Here is a 13,037-nt window from a genome sequence, read left to right as displayed (position 1 = left end):
CCCCCGTTGACTTCATCTCAGCACAACGCTGCACGGACTCATCGTCAACTCTGGTGCTGAGGCGCGCTGCCACCTGGTGACCGCACGTCTCACCTCCACGCCCGGCCGGCCCCGCTCCTGTCGGCCGAGCACACCGTGGGCCACGCGCCGGACTCCCTTCCGGTGCGTGGCCCACGCCCCTGTCGGGCTCCGCGCCGGCGCCTCAGGAGCCCGGTGACAGCATCGAGATCGCCGCAGCCTCGGAGCTCCCGACCGAGGCCTCGGCCCGCCGCGGCAGGGCGAGCAGCGCCAGCACCGCGCCGCCGAGCAGCAGCGCGGCCGCGACGAGGACCCCGCATGCATCCCGTCGACGTATGCCGTCCGCGCGGCTGCCAGCACCCGCTCGCCCTGCGCCCCGCCCAGCCGCGAGCCCACCACGACCGCCTCGCCCAGCCCTTGGGCCGCCGACTCGCGCGCCCCGGCCGACAGCCCGCCGGGCCTGCCGGCCGGCAGCAGGACGTCGAGGCGGGCGGCATACACGGCCGCCAGGACGCTGCCCAGGACGGCCATCCCGAGCGCACCGCCCAGCTCGCCCGCGGTCTCGACGAGCGCCGAGACGGAACCCGTGCGCCCGGCAGGGGCCACGCCGATCGCGTACTCGGTGACCAGGGCGCTCACCGACACCAGCCCCATGGCGACGAGCGAGGCACACACCAGCACCACCCCGATCGACGAGTCCGCCTCGACGAGCCGCATGGCGGCGAAACCTGTTGCGGCGACAAGGAACCCGGACGCGATGACGACCGGCCGTCCGGTGCGCAGCGAGACCGCCACCGCGGCCGGCGCTGCCGCCCCCACGACGAGTGACGGCAGGAGGCTCCACAGCGCCGCCGCGAGGGCGGAGTAGCCGAGCACCGACTGGAGGTACTGCGTCAGGAGCACTGCGTTGCCCATCAGGCCGAACATGCCGATGACCTGGACCGCGACCGAGCCGCCGAAGCCGCGGTGGGCGAAGAGTCGCGGATCGACCATCGGGGACTCGAGCCCGGACTGCCTGCGCACGAAGGCGACTGCCGCGCCGACGCCGACGACGGCATACGCGGGCAGGCTCGGCGACCAGCCGTCCGCGGCCAGCTCCTTGAGGACGTGGACCAGCGGGAGGACGGCCAGCAGCGAGAGCGCCGAGCTCGGCAGGTCGACCCGGCCGACGGCCGACCGGGACTCGGGCAGCACGAACGGTGCCACGGCGAGCAGGGCGAGCATGACCGGCACGTTCACGAGGAACACCGATCCCCACCAGAAGCGTTCGAGCAGCAGGCCCGACACCACGGGCCCGATACCGACACCGCCCGCCAGGACGGCGGACCAGACGCCCACGGCGCGCGCCCGGTCTCGGTCGTCGACGAAGAGCGAGCGGATGATCGCCAACGTGCTCGGCATGATGGTGGCGCCGCCCACCCCGAGCAGGGCACGGGCGGCGATGAGCCAGCCGGCCGTGGGGGCAAGAGCGGCCAGCGCCGAGGCGGCGCCGAAGGCGAGGGCGCCCAGGAGCAGCAGGCGGCGTCGCCCGATGCGGTCGGCGAGCGCGCCCATCGACAGGAGCAGCCCGGCCAGGACGAAGCCGTAGACGTCGAAGATCCACAGCAGCTGCGTGGCGCTCGGGGCCAGGGCCTCGGCGATGTGTGGCACCGCGAAGAACAGCACTGACACGTCCATCGAGACCAGGAGCAGCGGCAGGCAGAGGACCGCCAGGGCGGTCCACTCGCGACGCCCGGCACGGGTTGCGACGGGAGAAGAGACGGTCATCAGGACACTCCTTATCTGCGTACGACACATAGTGTTTATGAGATACGCGGAAACTACCGCCGTATCTGCGTATCCCGCAAGCAGTTGGCTAGGATGACCGCATGACGCAGCTGCCGCGCTACCTCCAGCTGCTGTGGCACCGAGAGCCCCGGGGCCGACGCGGACCCAGGCCGGGCCGCAGCATCGAGGAGATCGGGGCGGCGGCCGTGGCGATCGCCGACGCCGACGGCCTCGACGCCGTCTCGATGAAGAGCGTGGCCGCCGCGGTCGGCTTCACCACGATGTCGCTCTACCGCTACGTCGACAGCAAGGACGAGCTCGGTGCGGTGATGTTGGACGTCGCCTACGGGCCCCCGGACCTGCGCTTCGGCCCGGAGGACGGCTGGCGCGACCGCATCACCCGGTGGGCGCGAGAGATCAGCTCACGGCGTTTCGCCCACCCCTGGGCCACCGAGGTGCGACAGGTGTCACCGCCCTTGACCCCCAATCTCATCCGGTGGACCGAGTCAGGTCTTGAGGCCCTGGAGGGCCTGCCCCTCACGAGCCAGCAGCGCCTCTCGGCCCTGCTCGCCATCGACGGCTGGGGACAGAACCACGTGCGCCAGACGATCCAGATGGGCCTCACCGGGCCGGCCGACCCCGGCACCCCCCAGGGCGGCTACCTCGAGCTCATCGGCTCACTCGTCGATAAGGACGCCTTCCCCCGGCTCACGGCGGCCGGTTCGGAGGTCGGGGACGACGACGAGGACTTCTTCGACGAGGAGTTCGCCTACGGTCTCGGGCTCCTGCTCGACGGCATCGAGGCCCTCGTCCGGCGCTCGAGGGGGTGACCGACGAGGCGTCCCGAAAACGCCCTCTGACCGCTTTCGCCCGCCGTAGACTGGGAGCACGTCGCGCCGAGCTCTCCTGAATCGCAGGTGGATCGCCATGCGTTCCCGCCCTCAGCCCCTCCTCGCCGCCGGCTCGATCGCCACGCTCCTGACCCTCGGGGTCTGCGCGTGCAGCCCTGGGCAGGGCCCGGGCGTCGACACAAGCGCCGGCCACGGCAGTTCCCCAGGTAGCTCCCCAGGTAGCTCCCTTGCCGCCGCCGCTCCCGGCAGCGCCGCCTTGCCCGGCACCGCAGTCGCGCCCGGCACCGCGGTCGCGCTCTCCGCCACGCCGGCCCAGCTCGCCGCCACCGTGTACGCCCGGATGACGACGGCCCAGCGCATCGGTCAGCTGTTCATGGTCGGCGGCCCCGTGACCGGGCTGGGCTCCGCCACGACGAGCGCCATCAGCACCTACCACGTCGGCAACCTCGTGCTGACGGGGCGCACGACGTCCGGCGCACCGCCCGTGCGCTACCTGGCCGGCCAGGCCGACAACCTGGCGACGGCGACGGCGACCGGCGGGGTCCCCCTCTTCATCGCCGCCGACCAGGAGGGCGGTTACGTCCAGGTCCTCCAGGGGACGGGCTTCTCCCGCATGCCGACCGCCCTGACCCAGGGCACGTGGGCTGACACGACGCTCACGGCATACGCCACGTCGTGGGGCGCCCAGGTGATGCGATCCGGGGTGGACGTCGACCTCGCCCCCGTGATGGACACCGTCTCGCAGGCCTTCGCCCCGTACAACAAGCCCATCGGCTACTACCAGCGGGAGTACGGCTACACGCAGGCGGTCGTCGCCGACAAGGGCACGACGTTCCTGCGGGGGATGCAGGCGTACGGCCTCGCGATGACCGCCAAGCACTTCCCCGGCCTCGGACGTGTGGCCGGCAACACCGACACGACCGCGGGGGTGACCGACACGGTGACCACGCGCACCTCGGCCGACATCGCGCCGTTCCGGGCGGCCCTGGGCGCCGGGGCGCACTTGCTCATGGTGTCCTCCGCGTACTACTCGCGGATCGATCCGTACCACCCGGCGGCGTTCTCCAGCACCGTCATTCGGGGGATGGTCCGGGGAGACCTCGGCTTCACCGGCATCGTCGTCAGCGACGACCTCGGCAACGCCAGGCAGGTTGCCGCCTGGTCGCTCGGCGCCCGGGCCGTCGACTTCATCGGCGCGGGTGGAGACGTGGTGCTTACCGTCAACCCGTACACCATCCCCGCCATGGTCAGCGCCGTGACCGCACGTGCCGCCACCGACGCCGTCTTCCGCGGATGGGTGCAGTCCGCCGTGATGCGCGTGCTGACCGTCAAGGCGCAGTACGGGCTGCTCGCACCACGCCTGCCGGTCACGGGCTACTTCGGGCCGCTCACCAAGACGGCCCTGCAGCGGTGGCTCGGCATCGCACAGACCGGCGTCTTCGACGCGACCACCATCCGGGCCCTGCAGGCCCGGACCGGAACACCGGTCACCGGCGTGTGGGACGCGCGCTCGGTCGCGGCGCTGCAGACCTACCTGTGGCTCTACCACGACGGGGCCACCACCTGGAACGCGCGCACGGTCGCAGGACTCCAGCGCTACCTCGTGACGCAGCTCTGACCGGGCCGCGGCCGCGGCCCTAGCGCCAGCCCTGCTCGTCGACACCGCCCGGCACGTCAGCGGCGGGGTCGTAGGGCGTGCGCGTGAAGCGGAAGGACGCCAGGTCGAGGTGGGTCGGTGTGCCGTCGGGCGAGCGGAGCACGCGCAGCGGCTCACCCGTGTAGTAGCCGTCCAGGCCCACCCACTCGTCGGCGCCTGCCGGCGCGAAGCGCGACCCCCGGGCCTTGCCCGGCTCGCCGAGGACGAGGTGCCCGCCGACGACCCTGGCCGTCGAGACCGACGGGCCCCAGTGCCAGGTCCCGACGAGGTCGAGCACCGACGGGTCCCCGGCGGCGTGCCACGGCTCGGGCGTGCGCGGCTCGCGCTCGACGAACACCTTCAGCAGCTCGGGACCGACCGGCCCGAGGCCGCTCGTCGTGTTGGTGACGACGACGACGCCGTCACCGGTCTCGACGTCGACTCGCAGTCCCGCGAGGAAGCCCGGCATCGAACCGCCGTGACCGGCATACCTCGTGCCCCCGACGTTCCAGACCTGCCAGCCGAGGCCGTGCGCGGTGGTCCACGGCTGGCCCGGGTCGTCGACGACCGTGTGCGGCTCGTACATCTCGGCGAGGGTGTCGGGTGAGAGCACGTCCCCGGTGTCGCCGCCCGCGAACGCCGCCCAGCGGGCCAGGTCCTCGACAGTCGTCCAGAGCTGACCGGCCGGAGCCATCACGCCCGCGTCGTGCTCGGGCTCGGGCAGCAGGACGTCGGCGAACGGGTGGACCGCGAGGCCCTGGGCGGCCTTGCCCGCGGGCCGGGTCGTCGTGCGAGTCATGCCGAGCGGGGCCAGCAGCTCGCGGCGCACGACCTCGTACCAGTCCTCGCCGTGGGCTCTGGCGAGGAGCTCGCCCAGGGCCGCGAAACCGACGTTGGTGTAGTGGAAGCGGCGGCCCGCGCGGAAGCGCTGGGAGACCGGCGAGGCGGCGAGCGCCTCCCAGTCACCCCCGGGCGTGCGCTCCCACCACGGCCCGTTGGTCTCGGCCTGCACTCCCCCGCCGTGCGAGAGCAGCTGCGCGATGGTCGCCGCGCCGATCCGCGAGCTCGGCACGTGCTCGTCGAAGCGGTCAGAGAGGTCCAGACGCCCCGCGTCCCGCAGGCGCAGGACGGCGACCGCGACGAAGGTCTTGGTGATGGACCCCATCCGGTACTGCGTGTCGGTGTCGGCAGCCACCCCTCCGGCGCGGCCGTCGACGGTGCCGATCGCGTCGGACCAGACGAGGGTGCCGTCGCGCACGATCCCGGCCGCCACCGAGGGCAGCCGACCCCTCACCTGCTCGGTGGCGAGCAGCTGGTGCAGGTGGCGTGCGGTCCTCGGGTCGACGTCGAAGTCGTGGCGGTGGTCGGTGCTCACCCGCGCCAGCCTAGGAGGGGCCGAACGTGGCGCCGTGCGGGCCACCCCGGCAGGATGGGACGGCGGCCCCACGGCCGCTGCGCATCGGATATCTTGACATCAAGATTTATTCGGGACCCGCCTCTCGGATCTCGGCACGACCAGCAACCCGAACGGAGCACCCGCGTTGGACTCGACAATCATCTACACGCACACGGACGAGGCGCCCGCACTGGCGACGGCCTCGCTGCTGCCGATCGTCTCGGCCTTCGCCAAGCAGGCCGGCGTCGAGGTCGAGACCCGTGACATCTCGCTCTCCGGTCGCATCATCGCCTCCTTCCCCGAGGCCCTGAAGCCCGAGCAGCGCATCGGCGACGCCCTGGCCGAGCTCGGCGCCCTCGCCAAGACGCCCGAGGCCAACATCATCAAGCTGCCCAACATCTCGGCCTCGATCCCACAGCTCAAGGCCGCGATCGCCGAGCTGCAGGCCGCCGGCTACGCCCTGCCCGACTACCCCGACAACCCCACCACCGACGACGAGAAGGCGGCGCGGGCGGCATACGACAAGGTCAAGGGTTCGGCCGTCAACCCCGTTCTGCGCGAAGGCAACTCCGACCGCCGCGCTCCCGCGTCGGTCAAGAGCTACGCCCGCAAGCACCCGCACTCGATGGGCGCGTGGAGCGCGGACTCCAAGACCAACGTCGCGACGATGGGCGAACACGACTTCCGCCACAACGAGAAGTCCGTCGTCATCCCGGCCGACGACACCCTTCGCGTCGAGCTCGTCGGCCACGACGGCTCCACGACGGTGCTCAAGGACTCGATCCCCGTCCTCGCCGGCGAGGTCGTCGACGCCACGTTCATGGACGTCGCGAAGCTGCGCGACTTCCTCTCCGAGCAGGTCAAGCGCGCCAAGGAGGAGGGCGTCCTCTTTTCCGTGCACCTCAAGGCCACGATGATGAAGGTGTCCGACCCGATCATCTTCGGCCACGTCGTGCGCGCCTTCTTCCCCGACGTCTTCGAGACGTATGCCGGCGCGCTGGCCTCCGTGGGCGCCTCCCCCAACGACGGGCTCGGCGCCGTGCTCAAGGCCGTCGAGGGACTGCCGGCCGACGAGCGGGCCGAGGTCGAGGCCGCCGTCGCCAAGGGCTTCGAGGACGGTCCGGCCATCGCGATGGTCAACTCCGACAAGGGGATCACCAACCTGCACGTCCCGAGTGACGTCATCGTCGACGCGTCGATGCCGGCGATGATCCGCACCTCCGGGCACATGTGGAACGCCGACGGCGCCGAGCAGGACACGCTGGCCGTGCTGCCCGACAGCTCGTACGCGGGCATCTACCAGGTCGTCCTCGACGACTGCCGCGCCAACGGCGCCTACGACCCCGCGACGATGGGCTCCGTCTCCAACGTCGGCCTCATGGCCCAGGCCGCGGAGGAGTACGGCAGCCACGACAAGACGTTCGAGATCCCGGCCGACGGCACGGTGCGGGTCGTGGACTCGTCCGGCTCGACGGTGCTCGAGCACGAGGTCTCGGCCGGCGACATCTGGCGCGCCTGCCAGACCAAGGACGTGCCGATCCGCGACTGGGTCAAGCTCGCCGTGACCCGCGCCCGCGCCACCGGCACGCCGGCCGTCTTCTGGCTCGACGAGGACCGCGCCCACGACGCGCACCTCATCGCCAAGGTCAAGGAGTACCTCGGCGAGCACGACACCGAGGGCCTCACCATCGAGATCATGAAGCCGACCGACGCGATCGCCTTCTCCCTGGACCGCATCCGCAAGGGCGAGGACACGATCTCGGTCACCGGCAACGTGCTGCGCGACTACCTGACCGACCTCTTCCCGATCCTCGAGCTCGGCACGTCGGCCAAGATGCTCTCGGTCGTGCCGCTCATCAACGGCGGCGGCCTCTTCGAGACCGGCGCCGGCGGCTCGGCCCCGAAGCACGTCCAGCAGCTGGTGCAGGAGAACTACCTGCGCTGGGACAGCCTCGGCGAGTTCCTCGCGCTGGCCGTCAGCTTCGAGCACCTCGCCGGCGTCACCGGCAACGCGCGGGCCAAGGTGCTCGGCGAGGCCCTCGACCGCGCCACCGGCACGCTGCTCGACGAGAACAAGGGCCCGGCGCGCCGGGTCGGCCAGATCGACAACCGCGGCAGCCACGTGTGGCTCGCGCTCTACTGGGCGCAGGAGCTGGCGAAGCAGACCGAGGACGCCGGCCTCTCCGAGACGTTCGCCCCCGTCGCCAAGGCCCTCGCCGACAGCATCGACACGATCTCCCAGGAGCTCGTCGACGCGCAGGGCCACCCGGTCGACATCGGCGGCTACTACCGCCCCGACGCCGACAAGGTCGCCTCGGTGATGCGTCCGTCGACGACCTTCAACGAGATCATCGACGCCCTCGCCTGAGCGCAGCGACGGCCGAGCGCCGTGCGGAGGTGCCCACTCGACTCACGGAGTCGGGTGGGCACTTTCGTTGGCGCCCCACGCTGTCGAGTGGGTCGGGGCCGGGAACCGCGCCGCGGCGCAGTTCGGTTCGTCATCGGGCCCCGGGACAGGACCGAACCCGCGCCAAGGAGCAGCTCTCGTACGCCGGCCGCCACGTCGAGTGGGCACTGTCGTCCGGTCGAGCCGGGCGGCATACGTACGCGAGCAGCGGGCTAGGCGTCCGCGTCGCGGAGGGCGTCGCTGGCCTCGGCGATGATCGCGTTCATGGCTGCCGCCGCGGCCGCGCCGTCGCCGGACTGCACCGCTTCGGCCACGTCGCCGTGCAGCCGCACCGCCACCGGGTTCGGCGTGGCAGGCATGAGGTCGTGGTGGGTGCGGCCGGCGAGCACCTCGCCGACGACGTCGGCCAGGGCGGCGAGCATCTCGTTGCCGGAGGCCGCGAGCAGGGTTGCGTGGAAGAGCTGGTCGGCCCCGAGGTAGGCCTCGAGGTCGCCGGACTTCGCGTGCACGGCCATCTGCATGACCGCCCCCACGAGGGCCCCGCACTGGTCCGGAGTCGCGTGCGCGGCGGCGAGCTCGGCGGCGACCGGCTCGATGCCGCGGCGCACGTCCCCGAGTGAGAGCAGCTGCTGCTCACGCCCTGGCCCGTCGAGGCGCCAGCGGATCACCCGGGGGTCGAAGACGTTCCAGGAGGTGCGGGGCAGCACCCGGACGCCGAGGCGCTTGCGGGCCTCGACCAGGCCCATGGAGTCCAGGACCCGGATCGCCTCGCTGACGACGGAGCGGGACACCCCGTAGTGCTCGTCGAGCTGGTCGATCCGGAGCACGGTGCCCGCCTCCAGCTCACCCCCGACGATCTGGCGACCGAGGGCGTCGAGGACGCTCGCGTGGAGGGCGGGTCGGCGGTCGATCGGCACGGGCTCAGCCTGTCACACGACCGGTCTGGGCGACCCAGCCCATCTTTAAAACTGTTTTATTTGACTCTTGGGGTTGATAAGACGCTCTTGTTGCTGCACCCTAGTGCGAGCGACTCGACGAAGACGTCGTTCGAGCCGGACGAAGGAGTCACGGAACATGCAGCACCATCCACCCCCGCTGGTCGTCGTCATGGGGGTGTCCGGCTCGGGCAAGACCACCATCGGCGCGGCCCTCGCGCAGCGCCTGCGCGTCCCGTTCGCGGACGCCGACGACTTCCACCCGCGGGCCAACATCGACAAAATGTCGGCCGGCATCCCCCTCACGGACGATGACCGCGGGCCCTGGCTCGCGACCATTGCGACCTGGCTCGCCGACCACGCCGCCGGCGGCGGCGTCGCCAGCTGCTCGGCGCTGAAACGCTCCTACCGCGACGTGCTCGCAGCAGCCGCGCCCCAGGTCCTCTTCGTGCACCTGCACGGCGACCCTGACGTCATCGCCGCCCGCGTCGCCGGCCGCCCCGGCCACTTCATGCCGGCCGCCCTCGTCGAGTCGCAGTTCGCGACGCTCGAACCCCTCGGGCCCGGCGAGCACGGAGCCGTCCTCGACGTCGACCAGCAGGTCGACGACCTCGTCACCCAGTCCCTCGACCTACTCGACCTTCGCAACTCGGAAGCGACCCCATCATGACCGCCCACCTGCTCTCCTTCCTGCCCGCCTCGGCCCTGACCGCGGCCAAGGTGCCGGACATCCCCGCCGGACGCCTCGTGGCCGCCGCCCTGCTCGGCATCGGCGTCCTCGTCCTGCTGATCGTCCGGTTCAAGCTGCACCCCTTCCTCTCGCTCACGCTGGGCTCGCTCACCGTCGGCGTCATCGCCGGGGTCCCCATGGCCGACGCCCTCGACAGCTACACCAAGGGCTTCGGCAGCACCGCCGCGAGCGTCGGCATCCTCATCGCCCTCGGCGCCATGTTCGGCAAGCTGCTCGCCGACTCCGGCGGAGCGGACGAGATCGTCGACACGATCATCGGCCGCAGCGGCACCCGCTCGCTGCCCTGGGCCATGGCCGCCGTCGGCGCCATCATCGGCCTGCCGATGTTCTTCGAGATCGGCCTCGTCCTGCTGATGCCGGTCATCTTCCTCGTCGCACGCCGCTCGCAGCAGTCGGTGGTCCGGGTCGGCATCCCGGCCCTCGCCGGCCTCTCGGCCATGCACGGCCTCGTTCCGCCGCACCCCGGCCCGCTCGTGGCCATCGACGCCCTCAAGGCCAACCTCGGCGTCACCCTCGGCTTCGGCATCCTGGTGGCCATCCCGACGATCGCCATCGCGGGCCCGTGGTTCGCCCGCTTCGCCGCCCGCTGGGTCGACGTGCCCGCACCCGACCTGTTCGAGGCCCGCGAGTCGGAGGACGGCCCCCGCCCCTCGTTCGGCATCACGATGTTTACGGTCCTGACGCCCGTCGTGCTCATGATGGGCAAGGCCCTGGCCGACATCCTCGCCGGCAAGGGCACCACGGGGCGCACCGTCCTCGACTTCCTCGGCACGCCCCTCGTCGCGCTGCTCATCGCCGTGATCCTGGCGATGTTCACCCTCGGCCGTGGCGCCGGGATGGGCGTCAAGCAGGTCAGCTCCTCGCTCGAGTCCTCGCTCGGGCCGATCGCCGGCATCATCCTCATCGTCGCGGCCGGCGGCGGTTTCAAGCAGACCCTCGTCGACACCGGCATCGGCCAGCTCGTCGCCAACTGGATCTCGGGCAGCGGCCTCTCGGTGCTCCTGCTCGCCTGGCTCGTCGCGGTGCTCATCCGCCTCGCCACGGGTTCGGCCACGGTGGCCACCGTCACGGCCTCGGGGATCCTCGCGCCGCTCGCCGCAGGCATGTCCACCAACGAGGTCTCCCTCATGGTCCTCGCCATCGGCGCCGGCTCGGTCTTCTTCTCGCACGTCAACGACGCCGGCTTCTGGCTGGTCAAGGAGTTCTTCGGCCTCAAGGTCGGACAGACGATCAAGTCGTGGTCGCTCATGGAGACGGTGCTCTCGGTCACCGGCCTCGTGTTCGTGCTGCTGCTCAACCTCGTCGTCTAGTCTCCAAGTCCCCACCCCCACCCGTCGAAAGGCCATCTTTCGCCGCTGTGTGCAGGTCGAGAGGCCAGTTCTCGTCACGAGAGCTGGCCTCTCGACGTGTCAGGGCCGGCACGAGTTGGCCTTTCGACGTTGGCGGGGCGGCAAGACGTGGCCTCTCGACGGTTGGTCAGGGCTTGGGGATCTCGAAGAAGCCGGCGATCCTCCTCGCGAGTGCGAGGTCACCCGTGGCCTTGATCCGCCCGGTCATGAACATCATGGTCGGGTTGCCCCGCCGGGTGACGACCTTGGTGAAGTCGACGGGCGCCATCGTCAGGGACACCGTCGGCTCGCCGTCGTGACCGGGCGTGCAGGTGCACGTCCCGTCGGCGAGACGCACGGTCCAGTCGTCCGTGCCGCCCTCGGGTCGCCCGGTGATGCTCCAGTGGGTCGTGGCGGTCACCCCACGCGCCCGGTCGGGGCGGAAGAGCCCGGGCATGCGCCGGAAGATCGCCTCGATGATCAGTCCCCGGTTGGGGCTCGCCATCACCTGGTCGACCTGCTTGTCGGACATCCGCCTGACGATGCGCACGAACTCGGCCGGCTCGACCGCGGCGATCTGGTCGGGACTCGCGGTGCTGAAGTCGACGCCGGACACCGCCGCCTCACTCCACGTCCAGGAACCAGCCCGTCACCATCCCGGCGGGGCGGGCGGGCTCGATGTAGTGCTCCCACGAGAAGGCCACGGTGAACATCTCGACCGGCATCTCGAGGATCGACCGCGCGTCGGACTGGCTGGCGTGCGCCTTGAGCGCCGAGCGCTTGACCTCGATGAACTCGCTGACGTCGCAGGCCCAGTGCAGCTCGCTCTCGAGGCTGCCGAGCGGGTTGCCGTCGTCCATCGGCTGGGTCGGGTCCCACTCCCCCACGTCGGCGCCCGCCGCGAGCGCCACCTGGTGCGAGCGGATCATCGCGTCGCGGTTCATCGACGCCTCGAGGTAGCGGGGCGTCCCGGCGAGCTGCGCCGCACGCTTGGTCACGGCGTGCACCTTGACGTGGTCGGGGTGGCCGTAGCCGCCGTGCCAGTCGTAGCCGACGACGACGTCGGCCTGCTCCTCCTGCAGGATGGCCGCGAGGCGTTGCGCGGCCTCCTCGGTGTCGGCCCGAGCGAAGCTGGCCTCGTGGTCGTTCTGCGCCCAGCCGGTCATGCCGGAGTCGGCGTAGCCGAGGAACTCGACCCGGTGCGTGCCGATCAGGGCGTTGGACGCCGCCGCCTCGGCGCGGCGCCGGTCGACCACGGTCTCGCCCTCGGCGAGGTCGTCGGGCGCGTCTCCGTGGTCGCCGTTGGTGGCGACGACGAGGACGACCCGGTGGCCCTCACTGACGGCGCGCGCCATGGAGCCGGCCGACTGCGAGGCCTCGTCGTCGGGGTGGGCGTGGACGAACACGAGCGTTGACATGCCCACAGCCTCTCACCGGGAGCCGACGCTCGCGTCACCCCTGGCGACGGGCAGGGTGTAGACCACGAAGCCCTCGAACGTCGCGAGCTCGTCGTAGAGCCGCCGGGCCACGGCGTTGGACTCGTGGGTCTGCCAGTAGACGCTGCCGCAGCCGTGCTCCCGGGCCCAGTCGCGCACCGCCGCGATGAGGGCACTGGCGACGCCGCGACCGCGAACGTCGGGGTCGGTGAAGAGGTCCTCGAGGTAGCACAGGTCCGGCTCGCTCGAGCTGGGGTGGACGAGGAAGTGCGCGATCCCCACGAGCCGACCGTCGAGCCACGCGCCACGACCGTGCAGCCTTGCGCCAGAGGCGATCTCGCGCCACGCCCTGTCGTATGCCGCATCGTCGAGGGCGCGCCCGTAGAAGTCGATGTACGCCCGGAAGAGCTGCTCCCACCGCTCCCGGTCGCCTGGCCCCAGAGGTCGCGTCTCGATCACGGGCCGACGCTAGCGCGAGGGAGCGTATGCCGGGAGGGCAACCACCCGGCATA

General features: G+C 71.5%; 11 protein-coding genes. 5 read left to right on the top strand and 6 right to left on the bottom strand.

Annotation, left to right across the window (positions count from 1 at the left end):
* Positions 1-12 precede the first annotated feature (12 nt).
* A complete protein-coding gene (locus ABD241_RS19210; protein ID WP_344066609.1) occupies positions 13-1,785 on the bottom strand; it encodes an MFS transporter in 1,773 nt (590 codons plus the stop codon).
* Positions 1,786-1,886: 101 nt separating this feature from the next.
* Here ABD241_RS19210 and ABD241_RS19205 point away from each other — a divergent pair, with 101 nt between their 5' ends.
* Both ABD241_RS19205 and ABD241_RS19200 read left to right on the top strand, forming a co-directional pair.
* Positions 1,887-2,615 carry a TetR/AcrR family transcriptional regulator gene (locus ABD241_RS19205; protein WP_344066606.1) on the top strand — a complete coding sequence of 243 codons (729 nt, stop codon included), beginning with the start codon at positions 1,887-1,889 and terminating at the stop codon, positions 2,613-2,615.
* Between the two features lie 277 nt (positions 2,616-2,892).
* Positions 2,893-4,254, top strand: coding sequence for a glycoside hydrolase family 3 N-terminal domain-containing protein (locus ABD241_RS19200; protein WP_344066603.1), 1,362 nt, complete (start codon positions 2,893-2,895; stop codon positions 4,252-4,254).
* 19 nt (positions 4,255-4,273) lie between these two features.
* On the opposite strand, the gene ABD241_RS19195 is transcribed toward ABD241_RS19200, so the two are convergent.
* Positions 4,274-5,647, bottom strand: coding sequence for a serine hydrolase domain-containing protein (locus ABD241_RS19195; RefSeq protein ID WP_344066600.1), 1,374 nt, complete (start codon positions 5,645-5,647; stop codon positions 4,274-4,276).
* A gap of 166 nt (positions 5,648-5,813) precedes the next feature.
* On the opposite strand from ABD241_RS19195, the gene ABD241_RS19190 reads away from it, so the two are divergent.
* The gene (locus ABD241_RS19190) at positions 5,814-8,036 is read left to right on the top strand and encodes an NADP-dependent isocitrate dehydrogenase (RefSeq protein WP_344066597.1); all 2,223 of its coding nucleotides are present in this window, start codon (positions 5,814-5,816) and stop codon (positions 8,034-8,036) included.
* Between the two features lie 251 nt (positions 8,037-8,287).
* Here ABD241_RS19190 and ABD241_RS19185 read toward each other — a convergent pair whose 3' ends face one another.
* On the bottom strand, positions 8,288-8,992 hold the full coding sequence (locus ABD241_RS19185; protein WP_344066594.1) for a FadR/GntR family transcriptional regulator: 705 nt from the start codon (positions 8,990-8,992) through the stop codon (positions 8,288-8,290).
* A gap of 157 nt (positions 8,993-9,149) precedes the next feature.
* Between ABD241_RS19185 and ABD241_RS19180 the strand changes: the two genes are divergently transcribed.
* Both ABD241_RS19180 and ABD241_RS19175 read left to right on the top strand, forming a co-directional pair.
* Positions 9,150-9,680, top strand: a complete 531-nt coding sequence (locus ABD241_RS19180) for a gluconokinase (protein WP_344066591.1) — start codon at positions 9,150-9,152, stop codon at positions 9,678-9,680.
* Positions 9,677-11,071: a GntP family permease gene (locus ABD241_RS19175; RefSeq protein ID WP_344066588.1), complete on the top strand. Its 1,395-nt coding sequence runs from the start codon at positions 9,677-9,679 to the stop codon at positions 11,069-11,071. Before ABD241_RS19180 ends, ABD241_RS19175 begins: the two co-directional genes overlap by 4 nt.
* 166 nt (positions 11,072-11,237) lie before the next feature.
* Here ABD241_RS19175 and ABD241_RS19170 read toward each other — a convergent pair whose 3' ends face one another.
* Genes ABD241_RS19170 through ABD241_RS19160 form a run of 3 tightly spaced genes read right to left on the bottom strand, consistent with a single transcriptional unit; the run spans position 11,238 to position 12,984 of the window.
* Positions 11,238-11,705: an SCP2 sterol-binding domain-containing protein gene (locus tag ABD241_RS19170; protein WP_344066586.1), complete on the bottom strand. Its 468-nt coding sequence runs from the start codon at positions 11,703-11,705 to the stop codon at positions 11,238-11,240.
* Between the two features lie 7 nt (positions 11,706-11,712).
* A complete protein-coding gene (locus ABD241_RS19165; protein WP_344066583.1) occupies positions 11,713-12,507 on the bottom strand; it encodes a PIG-L deacetylase family protein in 795 nt (264 codons plus the stop codon).
* 12 nt (positions 12,508-12,519) lie between these two features.
* Entirely contained in the window at positions 12,520-12,984 is a 465-nt protein-coding gene (locus ABD241_RS19160) for a GNAT family N-acetyltransferase (protein ID WP_344066581.1), read from the bottom strand.
* Positions 12,985-13,037: the final 53 nt, after the last annotated feature.

The organism is Terrabacter lapilli (genome assembly GCF_039531305.1).
Classification (GTDB): domain Bacteria; phylum Actinomycetota; class Actinomycetes; order Actinomycetales; family Dermatophilaceae; genus Terrabacter; species Terrabacter lapilli.
The sequence above is the reverse complement of the archived record's forward strand: the minus strand, read 5'-3'. Positions and strand labels throughout refer to the sequence as shown.

What these genes read in the sequence shown, in the direction of transcription:
- ABD241_RS19210 (WP_344066609.1), bottom strand. Translation starts at nt 1,785, where the DNA reads ATGACCGTCTCTTCTCCCGTCGCAACCCGTGCCGGGCGTCGCGAGTGG.
- ABD241_RS19205 (WP_344066606.1), top strand. Translation starts at nt 1,887, where the DNA reads ATGACGCAGCTGCCGCGCTACCTCCAGCTGCTGTGGCACCGAGAGCCC.
- ABD241_RS19180 (WP_344066591.1), top strand. Translation starts at nt 9,150, where the DNA reads ATGCAGCACCATCCACCCCCGCTGGTCGTCGTCATGGGGGTGTCCGGC.
- ABD241_RS19175 (WP_344066588.1), top strand. Translation starts at nt 9,677, where the DNA reads ATGACCGCCCACCTGCTCTCCTTCCTGCCCGCCTCGGCCCTGACCGCG.
- ABD241_RS19165 (WP_344066583.1), bottom strand. Translation starts at nt 12,507, where the DNA reads ATGTCAACGCTCGTGTTCGTCCACGCCCACCCCGACGACGAGGCCTCG.